This window comes from Ramlibacter tataouinensis TTB310, from assembly GCF_000215705.1.
GTDB classification, from domain to species: Bacteria; Pseudomonadota; Gammaproteobacteria; order Burkholderiales; family Burkholderiaceae_C; genus Ramlibacter; species Ramlibacter tataouinensis.
Map to the genome: position 1 here is coordinate 269,955 of NC_015677.1, position 25,554 is coordinate 295,508.

Here is a 25,554-nt window from a genome sequence, read left to right on the forward strand (position 1 = left end):
AGACAGGCTGGTGCCGCCAACGCAACGCCAGCACTTTCCTACCGCGCTTGCTCCCCCCTTCCTATCCGGGTGGTGGAGGTGCGCAACCAACATGCACGGTCCTCAGTGTGGAACCGCCCCTTTGTCTAATCAGGAGAGTGCCTTGTCGACGCCCTACAACGAAATCCAACGCGGAGTGGCATCCGCGACTGCCGTTCAACACGGCAGTCGCATCGCATGGAGCGGCGTCTGGAGCGGCTTGCTGGTGGCTGTGGGTGTCTTCCTGCTGCTCAGCGTGCTCGGATTGGCCATCGGAATCTCCGCCGCGGACGTCGGGCCTGCCGAGGACGGTAATGCCAAGACCCTTGGGGTCGGGGCTGCCATATGGAGTGGCTTGACCCTGTTGGTCTCGTTGTTCATTGGCGGCATGGTCGCCACGCGCACCGGCATGGTCTACGACCGCACCAGCGGCATGATCGAGGGCGTGCTGGTGTGGGTACTCGCCATCCTCCTGCTGATCTATCTGGCCAGCAGCGGGATCGGCATGTTGACGAGCGGTGTGCTCGGCGCGCTTGGAGGCGTCACCCGCAGCGCGACCTCGACCGTGGCTGGCGCCGTCAATGCTGGCGATTTGTCCAGCGGCAATGTGGAGCAGATCACTGCGCGCCTGAAGGACCCGAAAACCGCGCAGGTTGTCGCAGCGGCCACAGGCATGACACAGGCCGAGACGCAAAGTACCTTGTCGGGTATCGCCCAGCGTGTAGAAGCCGCACGCAACGATCCGGCCCAGGCCATGGCGGAGGCGCGCAAAGGCGCCGATGAGATTGCTGCGAAGGCTGCCGCACGGGCTGAACAGGCCGCTGCAAAGGCACAGCCCTATGCGTCGGCGACGATGTGGACGACCCTGCTCGCTTTGGTGCTCGGGCTCGCGGCTGCCGTCAGCGGTGCCGTAGCGGGGCGCAAGCAAGTCGCCGGCCGGCTCAAGGACGTTGCCACGGCTTCGGCGGCGCGATAAGCTGCCTCGAACCAGTCAGCCGGCGGACTTGACCTTCAGCCGCCAGGCGTGCAGCAGCGGCTCGGTGTAGCCCGAAGGCTGCTCCTTGCCCTTGAACACCAGGTCCAGCGCCGCGCGGTAAGCGTGGCTGCTGTCCCAGTGGCCGGCCATCGGCCGGTACAGCGGGTCGCCGGCGTTCTGCCTGTCCACCACGGCGGCCATGCGCTGGAAGGTCTGCAGCACCTGCTCGCGCGTGACCACGCCGTGCTCCAGCCAGTTGGCGATGTGCTGGCTGGAGATGCGCAGCGTGGCGCGGTCCTCCATCAGGCCCACGTTGTGGATGTCGGGCACCTTGGAGCAGCCCACGCCCTGGTCGATCCAGCGCACCACGTAGCCCAGGATGCCCTGCACGTTGTTGTCCAGCTCCTGCTGGCGCTCCTGCGGGCTCCACTTGGCTTCGGGCACCACGGGGATGGTGAGCAGGCCGGCCAGCAGGCTCTCGCGCTGCGCCTGCGCGTCGGTCTTCTCCAGCTCCTGCTGCACCTGCGAGACGTCGACCTGGTGGTAGTGCAGCGCGTGCAGCGTGGCGGCCGTGGGCGAGGGCACCCAGGCGGTGTTGGCACCGGCCTTGGGGTGGGCGATCTTCTGCTCCAGCATGGCGGCCATCAGGTCCGGCATGGCCCACATGCCCTTGCCGATCTGGGCCCGGCCGCGCAGCCCGCAGGACAGGCCCACCAGCACGTTGTTCTTCTCGTAGGCCTGGATCCAGGCCGAGGACTTCATGTCGCCCTTGCGCAGCATCGGGCCGGCCAGCATGGCGGTGTGCATCTCGTCGCCGGTGCGGTCCAGGAAGCCGGTGTTGATGAAGGCCACGCGGGCGGCCGCCTCGGCGATGCAGGCCTGCAGGTTGACGCTGGTGCGGCGCTCCTCGTCCATGATGCCCAGCTTGACGGTGTTGGCCGGCAGGCCCAGCAGCTGCTCGACGCGGCCGAACAGCTCGCTGGCGAAGGCCACTTCCTTCGGGCCGTGCATCTTGGGCTTGACGATGTAGACCGAGCCGGTGCGCGAGTTGCGGATCCCGTTCGCACCCCTGCCTTGCAGGTCGTGCAGCGCGATGGCGGTGGTGACCACCGCGTCCATGATGCCCTCGGGGATCTCCTTGGCCTGGGGTCCCCACAGGATGGCCGGGTTGGTCATCAGGTGGCCCACATTGCGCAGGAACAGCAGCGAGCGGCCGTGCAGGCGCACCTCGCCGTCGCCCCGGGGCGAGCGGTAGACGCGGTCGCCGTTCAGGCCGCGGGTGAAGCTCCTGCCGCCCTTGCTGACCTGCTCGGTCAGCGTGCCCTTCAGGATGCCCAGCCAGTTGGCATAGGCCAGCAGCTTGTCCTGCGCGTCCACCGCGGCGATCGAATCCTCCAGGTCCAGGATGGTGGACAGCGCGGACTCCAGCACCAGGTCGCTCACGCCCGCCGGGTCGGTGGCGCCGATGCGATGGGTGCGGTCGATGCGGATGTCCAGGTGCAGGCCGTGGTGGCGCAGCAGCACGGACGAGGGCTGCGCGGGCTCGCCCTGGTAGCCGATGAACTGCGCCGGGTCCTGCAGCCGGCTGGCCTTGCCGCCCCTGAGCGCGACCACCAGCTGGCCGCCCTCGACCTGGTAGCCGGTGGAATCGACATGCGATCCCTGCTGCAGCGGCGCGGTGCGGTCCAGCACGTGGCGCGCGTACTCGATCACCCTGGCGCCGCGCACCTCGTTGTAGCCGGGGCCCCGGTCGGCGCCGCCGGTTTCCGGCAGGGCATCGGTGCCGTACAGGGCGTCGTACAGCGAACCCCAGCGCGCGTTGGCGGCGTTGAGCGCGTAGCGGGCGTTGAGGATGGGCACCACCAGCTGCGGGCCGGCCTGCAGCGCCAGCTCGGCGTCGACGTTGGCGGTGGTGGCCTTCACGCCGCGCGGCTGCGGCACCAGGTAGCCGATCTTCTCCAGGAAACCGCGGTAGCCCGCCATGTCCCGGACCGGGCCGGGGTGGGCGCGGTGCCAGCCGTCCAGCTCGGCCTGCAGCCGGTCGCGCTCGGCCAGCAGCGCGGCGTTCCTGGGCGCCAGCTCGTGGACGATGGCGTCGAAGCCTTTCCAGAAGGCGGCGCGGTCGACGCCGGTGCCGGGCAGCACCTGCTCGTCGATGAAGCGCGCCAGCTGGCCGTCCACTTGCAGGCCGTGGATCTGGGTGCGTGCGGTCATGGTGTGTTCACTCCGTGGGGTCGTGGGATATCAGGCCGCCACTGTATTGGGAACCAGGCTGAGCATTGACAGCCTGGAGCGCGGAGTATTTTTAACTGGAAAGCGGGTAATCAGAGCTTGAACAGCCGCTGGGCATTGGCCCCGCGCACCGCCCGCGTCTGCTCCTGCGGCAGTTGCGCGGTGTTGGCGAAGGCGCCTCGGGTGTCGTGCACCCAGTGCGGCCAGTCGGTGCCGAACATCACCTGCCCGGCGCCCACCACCGAGATCAGGTACTGCAGCGCGCCCAGGTTGTAGGTGATGCAGTCGTAGTGGATGTGGCGCAGGTAGTCGGTGGGCTTGCGCTTCATCTGCCGGCGCGAGGCCAGCTCCACCTCGTCGCCCTTCTCGAACCGGCCCACCAGGTAGGGCAGGGTGCCGCCGCCGTGGGAGGCGATGATCCTGAGGTTCGGGTAGCGGTCGAAGAAGCCCTCGAAGATCATCCGCGTGATGGCCAGCGTGGTGTCGAACATGAAGCCCACCGACCAGCTGAGGTCGAACTTGGTCATGTCCATGAGGTCCACGCCCGGCGGGTCGGTCGGGTGCACCAGCACGGGCAGGGCGCGGCGGTCGATCTCGGCCCAGACCGGGGCGAACAGGGGGTCGGTCAGGCTCCGGCCGGCCACGTTGGCCAGCACCATCACCCCGGCCGCGCCCTGCGCGCAGCTGCGCTCCAGCTCCTCGACCGCGCGCTGCGGGTACTCCCAGGGCAGGGAGGCGAACCAGCGGATGCGGTCGGGATAGGCCGTCTGCGCCTGCGCCACGTTGTCGTTGGCCTCGCGGGCGGCGCGCACGCTCACGTCCTCGCCGCCCCAGTACACGTTCGGACAGGTGAGCGAAACCACGGACACGTCGATGCCGGCCTGGTCCATGTGCTGGATGCGCAGCTTCCAGTCGAAGTGGCCCTTCTGCGGGATCACCACCGGGGTGTTGCCGCGGAAGATCTCCTGCTGGCCGTCCGGCCGGGTCTGGATGTTGTACTGGCCGCCTTCCTTCTTCAGCAGTTCCAGCCACTTCGTGGTGAACATGTGGGTGTGGACGTCGATGACGGTCATGGGATTCCTTTTGTCTCCTGGATCGTGGGGGGGACTCCGGGTGCGACCGGATGGCCGCAAGCGCGCGGATGCGATACGTTTAACATGTTAAATGATCCCCTCCAGGAGATTGCCGATGAAACGCCGTCATTTCGCCGCCTTGGCCGGCGCCGCCCTCGCTGTTCCCCCGCTCTCCGCAGCATTCGCGCAGGACCGCACCCTGCGCATCTGGGTCGGCTTTCCGCCCGGCGGCTCGGCCGACGTGATCGCCCGCCTGCTGGCCGACAGGCTCAAGACCTCGCTGGGCCAGAACGTCATCGTCGAGAACAAGCCCGGTGCCGCCGGCCGCCTGGTGCTGGGCGAGCTCAAGCGCATGCCGCCGGACGGGCAGAACCTGGTGCTGTCCCCCAGCGGCGCACTGGTGATCGCTCCCTGGCTCTACAGCAACCTGCCGTACGACCCGATCAAGGACTTCACGCCGGTGTCGCGCCTGGTCACCTTCGACTTCGCCGTCACGGCCGGGCCCGGCGCCCCGGCCGGCGACATCCGCTCGGTGCTGGCCTGGATGAAGGCCAATCCGGGCAAGGCCAGCTACGCGACCTCGGGCGCCGGCACCGTGCCCCACTTCGCCGGCCTGCTGCTGGCGCAGGCGGCCGGCGTGCCGCTGACCCACGTGGCCTACCGCGGCGGCGCCCCCGCCGCGCAGGACCTGATCGGCGGCCAGGTGCCGCTGATGGTGGACACCGCGTCCGAGACCCTGGAGCACCACAAGGCCGGCAGGGTGCGCATCCTGGCCGTCACCGGCGAGCAGCGCTCGCGCGCGCTGCCGGACGTGCCCACGCTCAAGGAGGCGGGCATCCCGATGGCGGCGGACGCCTTCTTCGGGCTGTACGGCCCGGCCGGCATGCCGGCCGAGGTGACGGCCCGCATCGACAAGGCGGTGGCCCAGGCGCTGGCGGTGCCGGAGCTGCAGGAGCGCATCCAGGGCTTCGGCCTGGTGCCCAACCACGCGCCGTCGGCCGCGCTGGCCGCCACCCAGGCCGAGCACCTCAGGCGCTGGGAGACGCCGATCAAGGCTTCGGGCTTCAAGGCCGAATAGCCGGCCGGCAGTGTCGCGTGCGGCTTGCACAATAGCCGCATGAGACGCACGGCCGCTCCGAAGTCTCATAGCACCGCAGCCCATAGGGCGAAGGTTATCCAATGAGCCCCGCCGAATCCGCCCCCGCCCTGCCGCTGCAGGGCATCCGCGTCGTGGAATTCACCCACATGGTGATGGGCCCGACCTGCGGCCTGGTGCTGGCCGACCTGGGCGCGGAAGTGATCAAGGTCGAGCCACCCGGCGGCGACGCCACGCGCCGCCTGCTGGGCTCGGGCGCGGGCTTCTTCCCGCTGTTCAACCGCAACAAGCAAAGCCTCGTGCTGGACCTGCAGCGGCCCGAGGGCCGCGAGGTCGCCCTGCGGCTGGCGACCACGGCCGACGTGGTGAGCGAGAACTTCAAGCCGGGCACCATGAAGAAGCTCGGCCTGGACTACCCCGCCCTGCGGCGGCTGAACGAGCGCCTGGTCTACGTCAGCCACAAGGGCTTCCTGCCCGGCCCCTACGACCACCGCACGGCGCTGGACGAGGTGGTGCAGATGATGGGCGGCCTGGCCTACATGACCGGCCGGCCCGGCGACCCGCTGCGCGCCGGCAGCAGCGTCAACGACATCATGGGCGGGCTGTTCGGCGCCATCGGCGCGATGGCGGCACTGATGCAGCGGGCGCACACCGGCCGCGGCCAGGAGGTGCAGAGCGCGCTGTTCGAGAACAACGTGTTCCTGGTGGCCCAGCACATGATGCAGTTCGCCGTCACCGGCCAGCCGGCCGCGCCGATGCCGGCGCGCATCTCGGCCTGGGCGGTGTACGACGTGTTCACCGTGCAGGGCGGCGAGCAGATCTTCCTGGCCGTGGTCAGCGACGGGCAATGGAAGGTTTTCTGTGCCGCCTTCGGCTTCCTGGACCTGCAGACGGACGCGCGGCTGGCCACCAACAACGACCGGGTGCGCGCCCGCGACTGGCTGATGCCGGTGCTGCGCGAGCGACTGCGGCACCACAGCGCGGCCGAGCTGAGCGCCGTGTTCGAGCGCGAGGGCCTGCCGTTCGCGCCCATCACCCGGCCCGAGCAGCTGTTCGACGACCCGCACCTGCAGGCCACGGGCGGGCTGGCGCCGGTGACCCTGCCGGACGGGCGGCCGACCCAGGCGCCGCTGCTGCCGCTGACGCTGGACGGCGCCCGGCCCGGCGTGCGGCTGCAGCCGCCCCGGGCGGGGCAGCACACGCGCGAGATCCTCGCGGGCCTGGGCTATGGGCCGGACGAGGTCCAGGCCCTGCTCGCGGGCGACACGCCGGTGGCTGGCGGCCCGGGATGACCGCACGGCGCCGGTGAGCCTTGTTCACGCCAGGCCGGCCACCAGCCAGACCGCGGAACCCCACATCATCAGGGCCACCAGGGCGTCCAGCACGCGCCACACGTGCAGCGAGGTCAGCCGGCGGCCCAGCCAGAACGCGGCGGCGCCCAGGGTGAGGAACCACACCACCGAACCCGCGGCCGCGCCCAGGCCGAACGCCCTGCCCGCCTGCCCATAGGCCAGCGAAGCGCTGCCGATCAGCACCGCCGTGTCCAACCAGGCGTGCGGGTTCAGCCAGGAGAAGGCGAGCGCGTCGAGCACGGCGCTGCGCAGGCCGCGCACCGGCGGCTGCTGCGCCGCTGCGTCTCCAGAGGCCGCCGCGGCCGCCAGGGCGCCGGGCGGATGCAGGGCGCGCCGCAGGGCGTGCCAGCCGTAGACCGCCAGGAACAGGGCACCGGCACCCACCAGTGCGCCCTGCAGCTTGTCTGACAGCCCGCCCAGCTGTGCCAGTCCCAGCACGCCCAGGCCGATCAGCGCGACGTCGGCCAGGGCGCACACCGCCACCGTCAGCCACAGGTGCTGGCGGCGCAGGCCCATGCGCAGGATGTGAGCGTTCTGCGGGCCCAGGGCCACGATCAGGGACAGGCTCATCACCATGCCGGCGGTGAAGGCGGGTGCGCTGGCGGTCATGGGTCCTCCTCGTTGATGCATTCGGTCGGTGCCCGCGAGTGTCGTGGGCAGGAGCCTGGCGTTAAAGCTGCGTAAACTTAACTCCATGTATTCAAGGAGTTATTGATTCCTCATGCTGGACCGACGCCAACTCGAGGCGCTGGCCGCCGTGGCCGAGCACGGCAGCTTCGGCGCGGCAGCCCGCACGCTGTCGCTGACGCTGGCGGCGGTGTCGCTGCGCATCAAGGCGCTGGAGCAGCACCTGGGCCGTCGACTGCTGGTGCGCGGCAAGCAGGTGCGCCCCACGCCGGCCGGCGAGGCCTTGCTGTCCCATGCCAAGCAGGTCCGCCTGATGGAGGCCGACCTGCTGGCCGGCCTGCAGGGCGGCACCGCCGCCGGCAGCCGCTGGCAAGCGCTGTCGGTGGCGATCAACGCCGACTCGGCCGCCGCCTGGTTCATCCCCGGCGTGGCGGCGCTGGCAGCGCGCCACAGGCTGCTGCTGGAGATCGTGATCGACGACCAGGACCACACGCACGACGCGCTCAAGCGCGGCGAGGTGATCGGCTGTGTCTCCACCCTGGCCACCCCCTTGCGCGGCTGCCTGGCCGAGCCGCTGGGCGTGATGCGCTATCGCTGCATGGCCACGCCCGAGGTGGCGCGGCGCTGCCAGGGCCCGGGCGGCAGGGTCTCGCCGCACCGGCTGCTGGCGCAACCCGCGGTCATCTTCAACCGGAAGGACGCGCTGCAGGATGCCTTCCTGGCCCAGCACTTCGGCCTGCACCAGCCCCATTACCCGCGCCACTTCGCGCCGGCGGTCGACGCCTTCGAAACCGCCATCGAGCAAGGCCTGGGCTGGGGCATGGTGCCCGAACTGCACCTGGCGCAGCGCCCCGGCAGGCCGGCGCTGCAGGAGCTGCTGCCCGGCGCCACGGTGGACGTGCTGCTGTACTGGCACCACTGGGAGCGCGAGCCGCCCTCGGCCCAGCGCCTGACGCAGGCCGTGCGGCGGGCGGCCGGGCAGGCCCTGGCGCCGGCCGGCGCTGGCACGGCGGCCGCGCTTCCATAATCCGCGCCATGGACAAGCTCAAGCAGCTGGAATCCTTCGTGTCCGTCGCTTCCCGCGGCAGCCTCACCGCGGCCGCCAAGGCCGAGGGCGTCGCGCCGGCCATCATGGGCCGCCGGCTGGACGCGCTGGAGGAGCGCCTGGGCGTCAAGCTGCTGGTGCGCACCACGCGCCGCCTCACGCTCACGCACGAGGGCAGCGCCTTCCTGGAGGACTGCCAGCGCCTGCTGGCCGACCTGGCCAATGCCGAGGCCAGCGTCAGCGCCGGCGGCGTCAAGGCCAGCGGGCACCTGCGGGTCACGGCCCCGGCCGGGTTCGGCCGGCGCCACGTCGCGCCCCTGGTGCCGCGCTTTCGCGAGCAGCACGCCGAGGTGACCCTGTCGCTGAACCTGAGCGACCGGGTGGTGGACCTGGCCGGCGAAGGCTACGACTGCGCCGTGCGCGTGGGCGACCTGCCCGACTCCTCCCTGGTCAGCGTGCGCCTGGCCGACAACCGGCGGCTGTGCGTGGCCACGCCGGCCTACCTGCGGCGCCACGGCACGCCGCAGCATCCGCAGGACCTGGTGCGCTTCCACTGCCTCACCCTGTCCAGCGACGCCTCGCAGACCCGGGGATGGGCATTCCGTGTTCCGGCTGGCGACGGGCACGAGGTCGTCCACCTCAAGCCCGGCGGCCCGCTGGACTGCTCGGACGGCCAGGTACTGCACGACTGGTGCCTGGCCGGCCACGGCATCGCCTGGCGCAGCATCTGGGAGGTCGAGGCGGAGATCGCCGCCGGCCGCCTGGTCGAGGTGCTGGCCGGGTTCGCCGCGCCGCCCAACGGCATCCACGCCGTGTTCCCGCAGCGCAAGCACCTGCCCCTGCGGGTGCGCCTGTGGATCGACTTCCTCAAGCACCACTACAGCCAGCCGGCGTTCTGGACGGCGAGCGCCGCCGCCCCCGCACCGGAGCCCGCATGACCATGACCCTGGAAGCCCTGCTCGCCTACGCCCACCTGCTGGCCATCCTCACCATGGTGGTGTTCATCGCCAGCGAGGCGGCGATCTGCCGGCCCGAGTGGCTCAATGCCGCCGTGGTCGAGCGCCTGGCCACCGTCGACCGGGTGTGCGGCCTGGCCGCGCTCGCGGTGCTGCTCACCGGGCTGGCGCGCGTGTTCTGGGGCGCCAAGGGCGGGGCCTATTACGGCGGCAACTGGCTGCTGTGGACCAAGTTCGGCCTGTTCGTGGTCATCGGCCTGCTTTCCATTGGACCCACGCTCACCTTTGCCCGCTGGCGCCGCGCCCTGCGCGAGGGCGGCACGCTGCCTTCGCCGGAGCAGGTGCGCCGCACGCGCAAGCGGGTGATGGCGCAGGCGCACCTCATTCCCCTGGTTCCGCTCGCGGCGGTGTTCCTGGCCCGAGGCTATGGAAGCTAGCGGCCCATAGAATCCCTTCATGCTTGAAGTGAAGAAAGAACTGCTCGTCGGCCTGGCCGCCGGGCTGGAGCAGTTGCTGCCGGGCGCGGCCGACAAGGCGGCGTTCGAGTCGCCCAAGGTCGCCGCGCACGGCGACCTGGCCTGCACCGCGGCCATGCAGCTGGCCAAGCCGCTCAAACAGAATCCGCGGCAGGTGGCCGAGGGCCTGAAGGCCGCGCTGCTGGCGCAGCCGGCCTACCGGCGCTGGGTGGAGGCGATCGAGATCGCCGGTCCCGGCTTCATCAACATCCGGCTGAGGCCGCAGGCCAAGCAGCAGGTGGTGCGCGAGGTGCTGGCCGCGGGGGAGGGCTTCGGCCGCCAGCCCTCCAGCGGGCGGCGCATGATGGTGGAGTTCGTCTCGGCCAACCCCACCGGCCCGCTGCACGTGGGCCACGGGCGCCAGGGCGCGCTGGGCGACGCCATCTGCAACCTGTACGCCACCCAGGGCTGGCAGGTGCACCGCGAGTTCTACTACAACGACGCCGGCGTGCAGATCGAGACGCTGGCCCGGTCCACCCAGCTGCGCGCCAAGGGGCTCAAGCCCGGCGACGCCGGCTGGCCCGAGGCGGCCTACAACGGCGACTACATCCAGGACATCGCCGACGACTTCCTGGCCGGCAAGACGGTGAAGGCCGACGACCGCGAGTTCACCGCCTCCGGCGACGTGGAGGACCTCGAGTCCATCCGCCAGTTCGCGGTGGCCTACCTGCGGCACGAGCAGGACCTGGACCTGCGGGCCTTCGACGTGAGGTTCGACCAGTACTACCTGGAGTCCAGCCTGTACGCCGGCGGCAAGGTCGAGGCCGCGGTCGGGAGGCTGCAGCAGGCCGGCAAGACCTACGAGCAGGACGGCGCGCTGTGGCTGAAGTCCACCGACTACGGCGACGACAAGGACCGCGTGATGCGCAAGTCCGACGGCAGCTACACCTACTTCGTGCCCGACGTGGCCTACCACATCACCAAGTGGGAGCGCGGCTTCGCCAAGGCGGTCAACATCCAGGGCACGGACCACCACGGCACCATCGCCCGCGTGCGCGCCGGCCTGCAGGCCGCCGGCGTGGGCATCCCGCCGGGTTATCCCGACTACGTGCTGCACACCATGGTGCGCGTGATGCGCGGCGGCCAGGAGGTCAAGATCTCCAAGCGCGCGGGCAGCTACGTCACGCTGCGCGACCTGATCGAGTGGACCAGCAAGGACGCGGTGCGTTTCTTCCTGCTCTCGCGCAAGCCCGACACCGAGTACGTGTTCGACGTGGACCTGGCGTTGGCGCAGAACAACGACAACCCCGTTTATTACGTGCAATACGCCCATGCGCGCATCTGCTCGGTGCTGGCGGCCTGGGGGGGCGATCCGGCGCAGCTGGCGGGCGTGGACCTGTCGCCCTTGCGCAGCGCGGCGGCGCAGGCGCTGATGCTGCAGCTGGCCCGCTACCCCGAGATGCTGGCTGCCGCCGCGGCCGACTTCGCGCCGCACGACGTCACCTTCTACCTGCGCGAGCTGGCGGCCAGCTACCACAGCTACTACGACAGCGAGCGCATCCTCGTGGACGACGAGGCCGTGAAGAAAGCCCGGCTCGCGCTGGTCGCCGCCTGTGCCCAGGTATTGCACAATGGCCTGGCGGTGCTCGGAGTGGGTGCGCCGAGGAAGATGTAGTGATGAACAAGCAGCGTGGCTCCATGATCCTGGGGATCATCATCGGCGTGGTGGCGGGCCTGGCCGTGGCGCTGGCGGTCGCCGTGTACGTGTCCAAGGTGCCGGTGCCTTTCCTGAACAAGGGCGGCAGCCGCAGCGCCGAGCAGGATGCGGCCGAGAGCAAGAAGAACCAGAACTGGGACCCCAACGCGCCGCTGCACGGCAAGAACCCGGCGCGCCCGATGCCGCCAGCCGGCGCCGGCGGCCCGGTCACCGACGCCCCCGCCACCCGTCCCCCCGCCGCCCGCCCGCCCGTGCCGGCCGCCAGCAGCCCGGCGCCGCGTGCCCCCGCTGCCGCTGCCGACCCGCTGGGCGAGCTGGCCACGGCCCGTTCGGCGGCATCCGCCGGCGACCCGTTCATCTACTTCGTGCAGGCCGGCGCCTTCCGCAGCGCCGAGAGCGCCGAGGCGCAGCGCGCCCGGCTGTCCCTCATGGGCCTGGACGCGCGCGTGATCGAGCGCGAGCAGTCGGGCCGGCAGGTGTTCCGCGTCCGCGTGGGCCCGTTCGAGCGCCGCGAGGATGCCGACCAGACCACCGAGCGGCTGCGGGCCAACGGCATCGAGACCGACTTCGTGCACGTGCGGCGCTGAAGGCGCCGGCTGCAGGGCGGAACCTTCCAGCCGGGCCGCGGCTCCCACCGCAACCCAAGGAGTGAGCATGAAACGACGCGAGTTTTCCGCCGCCGCTGCGGCATGGGGGCTGGCCGGCCTGGGCCTGCCGGGCCTGGCGCAGGCGCAACACCGCCAGCCGCAGGAAGGCGAGTACAAGGCCCTGGGCCGGCCCGCCCCCACCGCGGCGCCCGCCGGCAAGGTGGAGGTGGTCGAGTTCTTCTGGTACAGCTGCCCGCACTGCAACGCTTTCGAGCCGCAGCTGGAGGCTTGGGTCCAGAAGCTGCCGGCCGACGTGGTGCTGCGCCGGGTGCCGGTGGCCTTCCGCGAGGACTTCGTGCCGCAGCAGCGTCTGTTCTTCGCGCTCGAGGCGATCAACCGCTTGGACCTGCACGGCAAGGTGTTCAACGCCATCCACCAGGACAGGCAGCCGCTCAGCCGGCCGGAGGCGATAGGCGCCTGGGCCGAGCAGCAGGGCCTGGAGCGCGCCAGGTTCGACGAGGCGTACCGGTCCGAGGCCACCACGGCCAAGGTGCGCCAGGCGATCGCGCTGCAGGACGCCTACCAGGTGGAGGGCGTGCCGGCCCTGGGCATCGCCGGGCGCTACTACACCGATGGCTCCCTGGCCGGCAACATGGTGCGCGCGCTGCAGATCACGGACTTCCTGCTCGCGCAGGCGCGCAAGAGCCGCTGACGGCGCGCTCTTGCTGCCGTCTCCGGGCCCGCGCAAGCGGGCCTTTTCATAAAGCGCCCCGGAGACGGCCGCTACAATGCCACGCAAGATTCGTGCCTTTCATGAAACACTTCCCCGCGTTCTTCCTGCTGCCGCTGCTGGCGGCGCTCGCGGCCGCACCGGCCGCGGCCGAGAAGGCCGACCGCGACAAGCCCATGAACATCGAGGCCGACACGCTGCGCTATGACGACCTCAAGCAGGCCAGCGTGTTCACCGGCCGCGTGGTGGTGACCAAGGGCACCATCGTCATCCGCGGCGCGCGCATGGACGTGCGCCAGGACCCGGACGGCTACCAGTACGGCGTGGTCACCGCCGCGCCCGGCGAGCGCGCCTTCTACCGCCAGAAGCGCGACGGCGTGGACGAGTACATCGAGGGCGAGGGCGAGGTCATCGAGTACGACGGCCGCGCCGACAAGGTCAAGTTCATCCGCCGGGGGGAACTGCGGCGGTACCGCGGCTCGACGCTGGTGGACCAGATCAGCGGCAGCCTGATCACCTACGACAACGTCACCGAGGTGTTCAACGTGGACGGCGGGCCGGTGAACGGCCCGGGTTCGTCGGCCGCCGCGCCGGGCGGCCGGGTTCGCGCCGTGCTGGGGCCCCGCCAGGACCCGGCGGCCGCCAGCCGGCCGGCGCCTGCCGCGTCCACGCCGCCGGCGGCGCTGCGCCCGAGCGGCACGCTGGGCGGGGAGCGCAAGTGACCGGCGAATCCGTGCCGGGGTTCCGCGCATCCGGGCCCGACAGCCAGCACAGCCGCCTGGAAGCCAGGCACCTGCAGAAGGCCTATGGCAGCCGCAAGGTGGTCAAGGACGTGTCGCTGTCGGTCGCCAAGGGCGAGGTGGTGGGCCTGCTGGGCCCCAACGGCGCCGGCAAGACCACCTCGTTCTACATGATCGTGGGGCTGGTGCGCGCCGACGCCGGCCAGATCAGCATCGACGGCCGCCCGGTCGAGGACATGCCCATCCACCGGCGCTCGCGCCTGGGCCTGTCCTACCTGCCGCAGGAGGCGTCCATCTTCCGCCGCCTGAACGTGGCCGACAACGTGCGCGCCGTGCTGGAGCTGCAGCACGGCGAGGACGGCCGGCCGCTGGCGCGCGAGAAGGTCGAGCAGCGCCTGACGGCCCTGCTGCAGGACCTGCGCATCGACCACCTGCGCGATTCGCCGTCGGTGGCGCTGTCCGGCGGCGAGCGCCGGCGCGTGGAGATCGCGCGGGCGCTGGCCACGCAGCCGCGCTTCATCCTGCTGGACGAGCCCTTCGCCGGCATCGACCCGATCGCGGTGATCGAGATCCAGCGCATCATCGGCTTCCTCAAGTCGCGCGGCATCGGCGTGCTGATCACCGACCACAACGTGCGCGAGACCCTGGGCATCTGCGACCACGCCTACATCATCAGCGACGGCCACGTGCTGGCCGAGGGCACGCCGGCCGACATCGTCAACAACGCCGACGTGCGCCGGGTGTACCTGGGCGAACACTTCAAGATGTGATGAAGCAGGGCCTGTCGCTGCGCGTTTCGCAGCACCTGGCGCTCACGCCGCAGCTGCAGCAGTCCATCCGGCTGCTGCAGCTGTCCACGCTGGAGCTGTCGCAGGAAGTCGAGCAGATGCTGGGCGACAACCCGTTCCTGGAGCTCAGCATCGACGAGGCGCCGCGCGAGGAGTTCGGGGTGGCCCAGGCCGATGCGCCGGTGCCGGAAGCCGACCGCGAATTCGAGCATGCGCAGGAGTTCACGGCGGCCGGCCCCGAGGGCGAGCGCTCCGCGGGCACGGGCGACGTGGACGCCGCGCCGGCCCCGGACAGCGGCCCTTCGGACTGGGAGGGCGACGGCAGCACGGAGCTGGTGCCCGACGACGGCGAATGGGGCGGCGAGGCGCCCGCACGGCGCAACAACGCGGCCGGCGACGACGGCGAGGTCGATGCCACCGAGCTGGCGCGCAGCCAGGAGTCGCTGCCGGCCCACCTGCACCGGCAGGCGCTGGCCCTGCGGCTGTGCGAGGAGGACCGCGCCGCGCTGCGCTTCCTGATCGAATCGCTCAACGACGACGGCTACCTGGAGGACTCGCTCGAGTCGCTGGCCGCCGGCCTGGCCGGGGACGATCCGCAGCAGCAGGAGGAGTTGGTGCACCGCTTCACCGTCGCCCTGGGCCTGCTGCACCACCTGGACCCGGCGGGCGTGGGCGCCCGGTCGCTGGCCGAGTGCCTGACGCTGCAGCTGAAGGCCGTGGCCAACGGCAGCGCCGATTCGCCCTGCCACACGGCGCTGGCCATCTGCCGCCAGCCGATCGAGCTGCTGGCGCGGCGCGACGTCAAGCGCCTGGCGCAGCTCACCGGCGAGGGCGAGGAGCGCATCAAGGCCGCCATCGCGCTGATCGCGCGGCTGGAGCCCAAGCCCGGCCGCCGCTTCGTCGACGTGGAGCGCAACATCGTGGTGCCGGACGTGCTGGTCACCAAGGTCGGCCGCGGCGGGCAGTTCAGGTTCCGCGTTCAGCTCAACCCCGACGTGATGCCGCGCCTGCGCGTGCACGACGTGTATGCCGGCGCGCTCAAGGCGCACAAGGGCGAGGGCCACCAGGCACTGCAGCAGCGGCTGCAGGAGGCGCGCTGGTTCATCAAGAACATCCAGCAACGCTTCGACACCATCCTGCGCGTGTCCAACGCCATCGTCGAGCGCCAGAAGAACTTCTTCGTGCACGGCGAACTGGCCATGCGCCCGCTGGTGCTGCGCGAGATCGCCGACGAGCTGGGGCTGCACGAGTCGACCATCTCGCGCGTGACCACGGCCAAGTACATGGCCACGCCCTTCGGCACCTTCGAGCTCAAGTACTTCTTCGGCTCGGCCCTGGGCACCGAGACCGGCGGCAACGCGTCCAGCACCGCGGTGCGCGCGCTGATCAAGCAGTTCGTCGCCAGCGAGGACGCGAAGAAGCCGCTGTCGGACAGCCAGATCTCCGACATGCTCAAGGAGCAGGGCATCGAGTGCGCGCGCCGCACCGTGGCCAAGTACCGCGAGGCGCTGCGCATCGCGCCGGCGAACCTGCGCAAGGCCCTCTGACCATGAGCGACCTGCAGCTGTTCCTGCCCTGCGCCGCGGGCGTGGAGGACCTCCTGGCCGACGAGGTGCACCGCCTCACGAGCCTGGCCGGCGACGACCTGCTGGTCGGCCGCGCCGGCGTGGTGGTGCGCGCACCCTGGCGCGAGGCGCTGCGCCTGAACCTGCACAGCCGGCTGGCGCAGCGGGTGCTGGTGCAGCTGTCGCACACGCCCTACCGCCAGGAGGCCGACCTGTACCAGGCCGCCTCGGCGGTGGCCTGGGAGGCCTGGTTCACCCCGCGGCACAGCTTCAAGGTCGAGGTGACGGCGCAGCACAGCCCGCTCAAGAGCCTGAACTTCGCCGCGCTCAGGATCAAGGACGCGGTGGCCGACCGCTTCCGCCACCGGGCCGGGACCCGCCCCGACGTGGACACGCAGCGGCCCGACGTGCGCCTGTACGCGCACCTGACCGGCACCCACTGCACGCTGTACATCGACACCTCGGGCGAGCCGCTGTTCAAGCGCGGCTGGCGCGAGGACAAGGGCGAGGCGCCGCTGAAGGAAACCCTGGCCGCGGCCATGATCGAGGCCAGCGGCTGGGGCTCGCAGGCGCGTGAAGCGGCCGCGGGCAAAGCCGCCGCCGCGCCGCTGTACGACCCCTGCTGCGGCAGCGGCACCATCGCCATCGAGGCGGCCCAGCTGGCCTGCGGCATCGCACCGGGCTCGCTGCGCCGCTTCGCTTTCGAAAAGCTGCTGCCGCACCAGGCGCCTGCCTGGGCCGACCTCCAGCGCGAGGCCCAGGCCGCGGTCCGGCCGCCCGCGGCCGCCGTCTTCGGCAGCGATGTCGCCTTCCGCATGGTCGACTTCGCCAACCGCAACGCGCAGCGCGCCGGCGTGGGCAGCGCCGTGCAGTTCCGCGGCGGCGACGCGCTGCAGCGCCTGCCGCCCAGCGGGCAGCCCGGCGTGATGCTGGTCAACCCGCCGTACGGCGAGCGCATCGAGACTGCGGGGGTGGCCGGCCGCACGAGCGGAGGCCGCGAGCGCGCGCAAAGCGACGCCGCGGCCGGCGACTTCTTCGCCCAGCTGGCCACGCACTGGAAGAGGCACTACCCCGGCTGGACCGCCTGGGTGCTCACGCCCGACCTGAAGCTGCCCTCGCGCATGCGCCTGAAGGAGTCGCGCCGCGTGCCGATGTGGAACGGCCCCATCGAATGCCGGCTGTTCCGCTTCGACATGGTGGCGGGCTCGGCGCGCACCCAGGATGCGCAGCCTCGTCCTTGACACCAACATCGTGCTGGACCTGTTCGTCTTCGCGGACGAGGCGGCCCGGCCCTTGCTGCCCGCGCTGCGCGAAGGCCGGCTGCAGTGGCTGGCCACCTGCGCCATGCGCGACGAGCTCGAGCGCGTGCTGGCCTATCCGCAGATCGCGCGGCGCCTGGTATTCCACGGGCTGCAGCCCGGCGACGTGCTGGACCGCTTCGACCGCCATGCCCGGATCGTGGACATCCCGGCCAAGGCGCCCCTCACCTGCCGCGACGCCGATGATCAGAAATTCATCGACCTGGCCGTGGCCTGGGGCGGCTGGCTGCTGAGCAAGGACAAGGCCGTGCTGTCCATGCGCAAGCGGCTGGCCGCGCGCTCGGTCACCGCGCAGCCCGCCCTGCCTCCGCAAGCCCTCGCATGAACGCCAACGTCACCCCCGAGAACCACGACACCCCGCTGGGCCCCGACGACTTCGATGCCCAGGACGCCGCGCTCGACGCGATGCGCGAGCAGGACGACGAGATCCCGCAGTGGGAGTTCTGCGAGGGCTTCCTGGCCGCGCTGGTGTGCATGCGCCGGCCGGTCGAGGCGGCCGAGTACTGGCCGGTGCTGCTGGGCGAGGGCTTCCAGCCCATGCAGCACATGGAGTTCGTCTGGCGTTGGCACCGGCGCTGGCGCGAGGTGGCCGACGCGCTTCAAGCCCCCGTGGAGACGCTGGACGACGAGCGCACCTACCAGCCCGAGGTGCTGGACACGCGCGGCGCGCTGCTGGCCCTGCCGGAGGAGGAGCGCACGCAAGCCGGGCAGGAAGGACCGGTGCCTTCCTTTGCCCAGGTCTGGGCGCTGGGCTTCCTGTACGCCGTGGAGAACTGGCCCGACGAGTGGTCGCCGCCGCGCGACCGCGAGGCGGCCGGGATGCTCGACGCCGCGCTGGAGGCCATCGTCGCCCTCACGGAGGACGACACGGGCGAACCGTCGGTTTCCATGTACGCCGAGGACGGCCCGCCCAGCGTGAGCGAGCGCCGGCTCGACGACTTCGGCGCCGCCATCTGGGCGGTGTACGACCTGCGCCAGCTGTGGAAGAGCCTGGGGCCGCGGCAGGCGACGGTGCGCAAGGAGGCCGCGCCGGGCCGCAACGATCCCTGTCCCTGCGGCAGCGGCAAGAAGTTCAAGAAGTGCCACGGCGCGGGCTGAGGCCGGGAGGAAGGCCTCAGTCCAGGCCGCTGCGCCCATAGACGGCGGTCGGCAACTGCACCAGCTCGAACACGCGCTCCGCGCCGCGCTGCACCGGCGTCGACTGCAGGCGGCCGCCGTAGGCCGCGTCGGCCAGCAGGCGCGAGAGGTTCAGGCTCACGCCCAGGTACAGGTCGCGCCGGCGTTCGCCACCGGCCTCGAATCCGCGAGCCTGGTAGCCGACCGCCAGCTCCAGGTAGCGCGTGGCCGGGTGGCGGCGCAGCGCCTCGAACCCGTCGGCCTTGGCCACCACCAGGTAGCGCTGGCCGGAGTAGTCGCCGAACGGGTCGAAGCCCGAGCGGGGCGAGGGGCGGTAGGCCAGCCGGAAGTCGAATTTCTCGTCCAGCCCGGGTTGCAGTTCCAGCGCCACGCCCAGTCCCGCACCCAGCAGGTTCATGGCCGCATCCTGCGGGCTGAAGCGGTAGCGGCGCGAGAAACCGTCCAGCACCTCGATGCCGAGGAAGATGCCCGCCGTGGTCCAGCCGGCCAGTGCCACCGAACTCGCGTGGCTGTTGCCCACGGCCTCGAACAGCGGCGTGAGCAGCCGCACGTTGGCATAGTTGGTGTACATGTGGCCGAGCTTGTCGGTCCCGCCGTACTCCGTGCTGCGGCCGAACCAGCCCTCGTTGGTCGTCTTGAAGCCGCCGCCGAAGCCCTCGTCCCACCACTTGGCCTGCCCATAGACCGCGAACAGCGCGGTGCCGGTGCCGATGACAGCTGCGTTGCGCAGCCGCAGGTCCAGGGGCCGCGACGCGGCCGGCCTGGCGGGCTCGGCGGCTCGGCCTGCGTCCGTGGCCGTGTCTTGTGCGAACGCGCCGGTGGCCCTCGCCGCGATGGCGAGGGCAGCCAGGGTTGCAGCCGGACGCAGGGCTGCCTTCAGTCGCGGAAGAACGACCACAGCGCGTCTGCCGTCTCGCGGGGCAGTTCCTCCGGGATGAAGTGCCCGCTGGGCAGGGCCTGGCCGCTGACGCGCCCGGCGCACTGCGCCTGCCACAGGTCCAGGGGCCTGAACTTGCGGTGCACCAGCCCGCGCTCGCCCCACAGCACCAGCGTGTCGCACGCGATCTTGTCCCCGCGCTCGCGGCTTTCCCGGTCGTGCGCCAGGTCGATGCCGGCGCTGGCGCGGTAGTCCTCGCAGGCCGTGTGGATGGCCTCGGGCCGGCAGAAGCAGCGCTCGTACTCGGCCAGCGCCTGCGGCTCGATGTAGCCTGTGCCAGCCGCACCCCATCCGCCCAGTTTGGCGTGCAGGTAGAACCGGGAGTCGGCGCCTATCATGGTCTCGGGCAGCGGCGCCGGCTGGATCAGGTGGAACCAGTGGTAGTAGGCGCGGGCGAACTCCATGTCGGTGGCCGCGTACATGTCCAGCGTGGGCGCGATGTCGATCACGCACAGGCGGCGCACACGCTGCGGATGGTCCAGCGCCAGGCGGTGCGCCACCCGCCCGCCGCGGTCGTGACCGGCCAGGAAGAACTGCTGCGCGCCCAGGGCCGTCATCAGCCCCACCATGTCGCGCGCCATCTCGCGCTTGCTGTAGGCCTCGTGCCGGGGCCCGCCCGGCGGCCGCGCCGAATCGCCATAGCCGCGCAGGTCGGGCATCACCAGGAAGTAGTCGGACTTGAGCTGCTGTGCCACGCGGTGCCACAGTGCATGCGTCTGCGGGAAGCCGTGCAGCAGCAACAGCGGCGGCTGGCCGCGCACGCCGCCCCAGCGGGCGAAGAGCTCATGGCCGCCACCCACCGGCACCCGGCCTTGCTCGAAGCCTTCGAACCAGCTCATCGTTTCAGTTCACTTCTGGGCCGCTTGCCCGTGGCGTTCCTGCTGGCGCACAAGGGCGATGTGGAATCCCGCCTGGGCATCCGGAGCCCATTCGAAGGTCCAGACCACCCGGTCCGAGAAATACTGCAGCAGCCGTTCGTCCCTGGCATCGCCAAGCCGATGCGCCCAGACCACCGGCGCCTGGTCGATGTCGGGATCGTTGTTCACCAGCTCGAAGGTCAACGGGTTGTGCGGGCTGTTCAGCACGAGCACGAGATCCCGCCCGGGGATCGAGGCGAGCCGGGCGTTGATCTGTTGCCGCAGGTTCGGCTGGTCGACCTTGCAGCAAGGCGCCTGCGGAGACGAACCGCTGAATACCTGCGGCGCCGCGCCCGCGACGCCGAGCGAGGCCATCAACAGCACGACGGCGACGGTGGGCATCATGCGGGCGGCGCCAAGGCCCAGCGGGTTCCCAGTGGAGGCAAGCCACTGGAAGCCGCGCATCATGATCACCATCAGGATGGGCATGAGCGGCGCGGTGTACTGCGGAAAGTTCCAGGTCACCAGCGCATACCCTGCCATGAAGAATCCCGAGGTTCCTAGCAGGAATCCATCTCGCCGGCTGGACCACAGCCCTGCCAGAAACGCCGCCAGGAAGGTCAGGCCGACGTAGAAGTTCCAGGTGTAGCCCACCTTCCCCACGATGCCGCGAGCCACCTGGAGCGCGGACGTGGTGCGCTCATAGGGTTCGGCTTCCTCGGCGAAGTAGTCGCGGAAGTGCTGCGGCCCGCGCTGGGCGGAGGGCACTGCATCCGCCACCACGAAGGCTGGCGCGGAGGCGTAGGTCGCGCGGTTCAGGCCATAGGGTGTCTTGAGGGCGTTTTGGGTGGTGGCCAGGTTGTAGGAGACCAGCAAGGCCGCGCCCGCCGCGATGCAGGCGATGGCGGGCACGAACGCGTGCGCGAGCGCCTTGCGGGTGGCCGGCAGGCGAGGCCGGGCGAACCGCCACGCCAGCAAAAGCCCGACCGGGGCGCACAGCAAGGCGCCCTCGTAGGGGCGGCTCACCATGAGAATCGCAGCGCCGAGGCCCATCACCAGGCCCTGGGTCCAGCGCGGCTCGCGCAGCAGGCGCGGCAGGGCGCCAACGACCAAGGTGGCCCCGAACGCGATGATGGCCCCGCCGTAGTAGGAGTTCACCCAGAAGCTCAGGACACCCAGGCGCACCGCCACGATGAGGCCGCCGAGCAGTGCCAGCCCGGGCGACACCCAGCCTTGCAGCATCCAGGTCGTCGCCATGCACAGCAAGACCATGCTGAGCCAGACGCCTATCCATGGATCGCCGAACATCGCGAAGCCGAGCGCCAGAGGAGCACCGCGCCCGGGAAAGTACATGGATGCGTACGCCGGGACGTGGTTGACGTAGAACGTCTCGAAGTGCTCCCAGAGCGGGTGCGTCGGATTCGCCATGCGACCGGCGGCAAAGGTCTGCCCTTGCAGCCAGATGCTGTGTTCGTCGTGCACCAGCGGGTCGGGGATGCCCACCCAGGCGAGCGCCAGCGCCCGCATGGCGATCGCGGCGGCGCCGACCACGAGCACGGCCACCCACCGGCGGTGCGCGATGCGCGCGCCGCGGATCTCGATGGCCTCGAACAGGCGGGCGCCCAGGTGGGGGCGAAGCAGCACCATGGCCGCGGCAATGCCGACGAGGGCAATCTCCATCACGGTGAAAAGGCCGCCGGTGGCGTAAAGGGCGTCAGCGAGGATCTGCAGCAGGTCCGGCATGGGGATCTCCTTTGTCCAATCAGGCGGCGCGAGCCAGGCTGGCCGACAAGCGCCGGCTGAAGCGAATCAGTGGCTTCTCGACGCCTTCGTACAGAAGTGCGCAGCCGGCAATGAGCATGGCCACGCTCAATAGGCACAGAACGAGGGGTGTCTGCGGCGGAAGCAGTCCCGTGAGCAACTGCTGCCACAGATAGATCGAGTAAGAGATGAGGCCCACGTAGCGAACCCAGCGGAACTCGAACAGCGCGCGCAGCTTCGATGCCGCAGCCCCGCTCGCCATGACCATGAGGGGCACGGAGACGAGATACGCCAACTTGTAGAAGCGATGGTCGTCCCCCAGCAGCACCAGCGGTGGCGCGAACGTGACCAGCGCCGCCAGCACGAGCACGAGCGTCGGCAGGCGAAGCCGCTTCCATTTCTCACCATGGCATGCGGACAGGTACCCCAGAAGGAACAACCCATGGACAACGGGAAGGCCGACGCGGCCGTGCGGCCCGGTCGGGAACAGGACCGGCAGCGAGGCGAAGCCCAGGGCCAGCAGCAGCATCGGCGTCCCGGGCCTGCGCCCCAGGTGGCGCCACGCGAAGAGAAAGGGAAACAGCAGGTAGAACTGCTCCTCGAAGGCAAGGCTCCAGGTGTGGGCAACCCACCAGCTGCAGCGCGCCCATTCCACGTTGCAGACGTACAGCGATGCGGCAGCGATGTCCGCCAGGTCAACGGCGATGACGCCCGCCGCCGCCAGGCCGGCGCAGCAAACGAGGTAGAGCAGCAGGGGCGGAGCGATCCGGAAGAAGCGGCGGACATAGAAGCCGGCCGTTGAGAATGAACCGGTCTTCGCGACCTCGTGCATGCAGGCGCGCGACACCACGAAGCCGCTGAGGAAGAAGAAGATGTAGACCCCCACCTGTCCTAGGTGGTAGAAGTTGCCCTCGTCCGGCACCTCACCCGGCGTGCGGGTTTCGACGAGGTGGGCCGCGACGACCAGCATGACTGCGAAGCAGCGCCAGCTGTCGATGTAGCCGCTACGCCCTGGATCAGGCCTGGACGGGACCAGGCCGACATGCTGGGCTGTTCCAGTGTTTTTCTGATACGCCTGGCTCGTCCAGGCGGTGTTCGCTTGCATTGCGGGCTCCCATCATCAAAGCAAAGGCGCCGCGCCAGAAAGGCCAGGGAAAAGAGAACGAGGCAGGTGGAACCGATCCACCAGGGTGACGCCGCATTCCAGCTGCCCAATGCCATGCTGGCACAGCAGTGGCTGCGCTACTTGGCTTGCTGGAAGGGCGGGGGACTACATCGGACCGGGTGGCAAACGGAAGCCGCAATATATCGGCGAGTTCCCGCGTGCGGCGCTCGGCGTAAACAATTGCTTCCGCCACGACACGTCGGCGGGCCTCAGCAGCACCGGTGCCCACATTCTTTCTGCGATCGCACGACAGAGCCTCGGCGCACCAGGGGAACGGGGCGAAGCTGGATCTGGCGCGGCTGGCGGGGTGCAAACAACCAGCCGCGGTTGTTCGTGGATTACCGTCTTGGTGCTGACGGCGAGAACGAAACCCTTCTGCAAACCCCTCGGCAGTGAATGCAGCTTGGCGCAATTCCCCGCTTGGTCAGCTGATCTCGTCCGCTCTGAGGTGCAGGTGTTCCGCGGCGGTCAGAATCTTGCGGCGCTATTTGGCACAGCAGAGCAAAAGCGTCGTCGATCCTGCAAGCTCCAACGTACGCGAACGCGCAGCTCTAGTCGCACGCAATGGAGCCCAAGGCCTGCTCATAGTTGAATAAGATGAAATAACACGGCAGGACCGCGCGAGGGGTTTCAGAAACCCCTGAAGCTGCTCCAAACCCCCGAAACCCCTCGCGGTGCCCGGTTGTCCGCGAACGACGGCTAACGTGCGCGAAGGCGCAACGGCTATTTCTATAACGGAAAAAAGTAGACCCGGAGGGCCTCGGCGCACCGTCGCGGAACGGTGGCGAACATGGGAGATGGCGCGGCTGGCGGGGATTGACCCCAACTCTGCAGCGCCCCGGTGCGGGTCTACCAAGCGCAGGCTCTCTGCACCACTCGATTGCTAGAGCGAACATTGTAGTTGCCGCCCAATGCCGAGCTTTGGTGAGGAAGCGCGCGGGCGATCTATCGTACTGATGTAAGAAGCGCAAGCACTGTCACGCGTACTAAACGAGCAGGTAGATATAGTGGCATTCACTAAGCTGCCACGCTGATAGGGGATTGAGAGCCCTTGCCTCTTCACCAATCGGAGAGGCGCCTCCCCCAAGTAGCAGACGTGGACTCCGGGCGGGCAGGCACGATTTCGTCATGGACGACGACCAAACTCTCCAGCAGGAGTGGGACACGCTCATCGCCGCGGACTGCGCGCTGGCTTCCGCCTATCTGGGGCTCTCCAACCAATTCAGGCTCTGGGGCGAGCTCTCAGGACGAGAGCAGGGGAAATCTCACATCCGCTCGATGAGAGATTTCGTCCACGACATTGCAGCCTCGATCACCCAGTCAGTTTGTTCTAATGTAAGTTCGGGCATTGGCTCTCCGCCAGGTCCATGCCCCAGTTCATTCCGCACTTTGCCGAAAATCAGTCGGAGGCAATCGGCCTCCCAGTCAGTGATGAATGCCCCACTCTTGACAGACTGAAGGTTGTCGATGAACTGCGAAGCGCCTCTTTCATTGCCACGCGTCCAACCCTTGTCTTTGCTAATGATCTTGATGACGCTCTCCAGCGCCTTGGCAGCGTAAAACGCTGGGTCGCGCTGGGCGCTTTCCCGGCGATCAATAGCCTCCATCATGTCGATCTCGACGTTTTTCCACTTTGAGTTGGCGATTAGCTCCCAGAAGGGCTTGCTAATTTTCTCCTCTGTCATGGGATCTGAGACGATCTGAATGAAGCCGTTGTGATAGCTCAATGGCAACTTGGCGCGCTTGAAGCGTTCATTCAGTTCTTCGCAGGTCGCTTCGAAAAGCCTGTTCATAGCTATGTTCGTGTCCGTGGCGGTAGCTAGCAGGATCTGAAATGAGGCTGCCAGAGGCTTTACCTCCTTTATGGTCCTCTTAGTAGACGCCACATAGGTGCCGTGGGATGAATTCGCTGAGACGACCTGCTCGCCTCGCTTGCGAAATGCGAGCTCAATCAAGCTCAATCGCTCCTTCATGTAGGCATCTACGGGCTGCTCTGGCCTCTTAGGTGCCTGGATCCACGTCTTGCACACGAAGTCGAGGGTGTACGTGCCCCACTGGTGCTTCCCCTGGTTATCGATGAAGTTCCAGCCCAGCGGTCCCAGACTTTCTAGCCCAAGCTCCATGCTCAGCCGGCTCTGGACGTCAGCCCAACCTATAAGGCTAGGGCCTTCCAGCTTTCCCGAGACAGTAGGAAAGAGCTGCTCGGAGATCATTCGATAGCCTTGAACCAAAAAGACGCGGTCCGACTCGCGTACTCCTTCCGGCCAGATGGGCCGATCTGCATAGCGATGAGCGAAGATGTCCGTAAGCATGGCACAACGTTAGCATGAGCTGCCCGGCACACTCCTGCCACTTGGCTATGTACGTCGTTCACTAGCCACCGAACCGGCTCCTGCAAGGGCCTGCGGTTATCCCATCGGT

23 protein-coding genes are annotated in these 25,554 nt (G+C 69.5%); 15 read left to right on the plus strand and 8 right to left on the minus strand.

What is annotated here, in order from left to right; all coding sequences use genetic code 11:
- Positions 1-142: 142 nt before the first annotated feature.
- Positions 143-994 carry a hypothetical protein gene (locus RTA_RS01330; RefSeq protein WP_013899567.1) on the plus strand — a complete coding sequence of 284 codons (852 nt, stop codon included), beginning with the start codon at positions 143-145 and terminating at the stop codon, positions 992-994.
- Between the two features lie 15 nt (positions 995-1,009).
- Here RTA_RS01330 and RTA_RS01335 read toward each other — a convergent pair whose 3' ends face one another.
- Together RTA_RS01335 and RTA_RS01340 are read right to left on the minus strand one after the other, a co-directional pair.
- On the minus strand, positions 1,010-3,208 hold the full coding sequence (locus RTA_RS01335) for a malate synthase G (protein WP_013899568.1): 2,199 nt from the start codon (positions 3,206-3,208) through the stop codon (positions 1,010-1,012).
- 110 nt (positions 3,209-3,318) lie between these two features.
- Positions 3,319-4,299 carry an amidohydrolase family protein gene (locus RTA_RS01340; RefSeq protein WP_013899569.1) on the minus strand — a complete coding sequence of 327 codons (981 nt, stop codon included), beginning with the start codon at positions 4,297-4,299 and terminating at the stop codon, positions 3,319-3,321.
- A 115-nt stretch (positions 4,300-4,414) separates the two neighbouring features.
- Between RTA_RS01340 and RTA_RS01345 the strand changes: the two genes are divergently transcribed.
- Positions 4,415-5,377 (plus strand): Bug family tripartite tricarboxylate transporter substrate binding protein, encoded by a 963-nt coding sequence (locus tag RTA_RS01345; RefSeq protein WP_013899570.1) that lies wholly within the window; start codon positions 4,415-4,417, stop codon positions 5,375-5,377.
- A gap of 101 nt (positions 5,378-5,478) precedes the next feature.
- A complete protein-coding gene (locus RTA_RS01350; protein WP_013899571.1) occupies positions 5,479-6,687 on the plus strand; it encodes a CaiB/BaiF CoA transferase family protein in 1,209 nt (402 codons plus the stop codon).
- 24 nt (positions 6,688-6,711) lie between these two features.
- On the opposite strand, the gene RTA_RS01355 is transcribed toward RTA_RS01350, so the two are convergent.
- The gene (locus RTA_RS01355; RefSeq protein ID WP_013899572.1) at positions 6,712-7,356 is read right to left on the minus strand and encodes a LysE/ArgO family amino acid transporter; all 645 of its coding nucleotides are present in this window, start codon (positions 7,354-7,356) and stop codon (positions 6,712-6,714) included.
- A 112-nt stretch (positions 7,357-7,468) separates the two neighbouring features.
- Here RTA_RS01355 and RTA_RS01360 point away from each other — a divergent pair, with 112 nt between their 5' ends.
- The 12 genes from RTA_RS01360 (at position 7,469) to RTA_RS01415 (ending at position 18,374) form a co-directional block, all read left to right on the plus strand.
- Entirely contained in the window at positions 7,469-8,401 is a 933-nt protein-coding gene (locus RTA_RS01360) for an HTH-type transcriptional regulator ArgP (protein WP_013899573.1), read from the plus strand.
- Between the two features lie 8 nt (positions 8,402-8,409).
- A complete protein-coding gene (locus tag RTA_RS01365) occupies positions 8,410-9,357 on the plus strand; it encodes a LysR family transcriptional regulator (RefSeq protein WP_013899574.1) in 948 nt (315 codons plus the stop codon).
- Between the two features lie 2 nt (positions 9,358-9,359).
- Positions 9,360-9,812 (plus strand): DUF2214 family protein, encoded by a 453-nt coding sequence (locus tag RTA_RS01370; protein ID WP_013899575.1) that lies wholly within the window; start codon positions 9,360-9,362, stop codon positions 9,810-9,812.
- Positions 9,813-9,831: 19 nt separating this feature from the next.
- A complete protein-coding gene (gene argS, locus RTA_RS01375; protein ID WP_013899576.1) occupies positions 9,832-11,505 on the plus strand; it encodes an arginine--tRNA ligase in 1,674 nt (557 codons plus the stop codon).
- Between the two features lie 2 nt (positions 11,506-11,507).
- On the plus strand, positions 11,508-12,134 hold the full coding sequence (locus RTA_RS01380; RefSeq protein WP_013899577.1) for an SPOR domain-containing protein: 627 nt from the start codon (positions 11,508-11,510) through the stop codon (positions 12,132-12,134).
- Positions 12,135-12,201: 67 nt separating this feature from the next.
- Positions 12,202-12,846: a thiol:disulfide interchange protein DsbA/DsbL gene (locus RTA_RS01385; protein ID WP_013899578.1), complete on the plus strand. Its 645-nt coding sequence runs from the start codon at positions 12,202-12,204 to the stop codon at positions 12,844-12,846.
- Between the two features lie 101 nt (positions 12,847-12,947).
- Entirely contained in the window at positions 12,948-13,586 is a 639-nt protein-coding gene (gene lptA, locus RTA_RS01390) for a lipopolysaccharide transport periplasmic protein LptA (RefSeq protein WP_013899579.1), read from the plus strand.
- A complete protein-coding gene (lptB, locus tag RTA_RS01395) occupies positions 13,583-14,374 on the plus strand; it encodes an LPS export ABC transporter ATP-binding protein (RefSeq protein ID WP_013899580.1) in 792 nt (263 codons plus the stop codon). The genes lptA and lptB overlap by 4 nt, the downstream gene beginning before the upstream one ends.
- Positions 14,374-15,939, plus strand: a complete 1,566-nt coding sequence (gene rpoN, locus RTA_RS01400) for an RNA polymerase factor sigma-54 (protein ID WP_013899581.1) — start codon at positions 14,374-14,376, stop codon at positions 15,937-15,939. Before lptB ends, rpoN begins: the two co-directional genes overlap by 1 nt.
- A gap of 2 nt (positions 15,940-15,941) precedes the next feature.
- Positions 15,942-17,198 (plus strand): THUMP domain-containing class I SAM-dependent RNA methyltransferase, encoded by a 1,257-nt coding sequence (locus RTA_RS01405; RefSeq protein ID WP_013899582.1) that lies wholly within the window; start codon positions 15,942-15,944, stop codon positions 17,196-17,198.
- Positions 17,179-17,601, plus strand: a complete 423-nt coding sequence (locus tag RTA_RS01410) for a putative toxin-antitoxin system toxin component, PIN family (protein WP_013899583.1) — start codon at positions 17,179-17,181, stop codon at positions 17,599-17,601. The genes RTA_RS01405 and RTA_RS01410 overlap by 20 nt, the downstream gene beginning before the upstream one ends.
- On the plus strand, positions 17,598-18,374 hold the full coding sequence (locus tag RTA_RS01415) for a YecA/YgfB family protein (RefSeq protein WP_013899584.1): 777 nt from the start codon (positions 17,598-17,600) through the stop codon (positions 18,372-18,374). The genes RTA_RS01410 and RTA_RS01415 overlap by 4 nt, the downstream gene beginning before the upstream one ends.
- A gap of 16 nt (positions 18,375-18,390) precedes the next feature.
- Here RTA_RS01415 and RTA_RS01420 read toward each other — a convergent pair whose 3' ends face one another.
- The 5 genes from RTA_RS01420 to RTA_RS20520 all read right to left on the minus strand — a co-directional run bounded on the left by RTA_RS01420 (position 18,391) and on the right by RTA_RS20520 (position 25,445).
- On the minus strand, positions 18,391-19,311 hold the full coding sequence (locus tag RTA_RS01420) for a DUF2279 domain-containing protein (protein WP_013899585.1): 921 nt from the start codon (positions 19,309-19,311) through the stop codon (positions 18,391-18,393).
- Positions 19,290-20,189: an alpha/beta fold hydrolase gene (locus tag RTA_RS01425; protein WP_041674947.1), complete on the minus strand. Its 900-nt coding sequence runs from the start codon at positions 20,187-20,189 to the stop codon at positions 19,290-19,292. Before RTA_RS01425 ends, RTA_RS01420 begins: the two co-directional genes overlap by 22 nt.
- 9 nt (positions 20,190-20,198) lie before the next feature.
- Complete coding sequence (locus RTA_RS01430) at positions 20,199-21,950, minus strand: hypothetical protein (RefSeq protein WP_013899587.1); 1,752 nt, start codon at positions 21,948-21,950, stop codon at positions 20,199-20,201.
- Between the two features lie 19 nt (positions 21,951-21,969).
- The gene (locus RTA_RS19580) at positions 21,970-23,073 is read right to left on the minus strand and encodes an acyltransferase family protein (protein ID WP_013899588.1); all 1,104 of its coding nucleotides are present in this window, start codon (positions 23,071-23,073) and stop codon (positions 21,970-21,972) included.
- 1,325 nt (positions 23,074-24,398) lie between these two features.
- Positions 24,399-25,445, minus strand: coding sequence for an AbiJ-NTD4 domain-containing protein (locus RTA_RS20520; RefSeq protein WP_041674948.1), 1,047 nt, complete (start codon positions 25,443-25,445; stop codon positions 24,399-24,401).
- Positions 25,446-25,554: the final 109 nt, after the last annotated feature.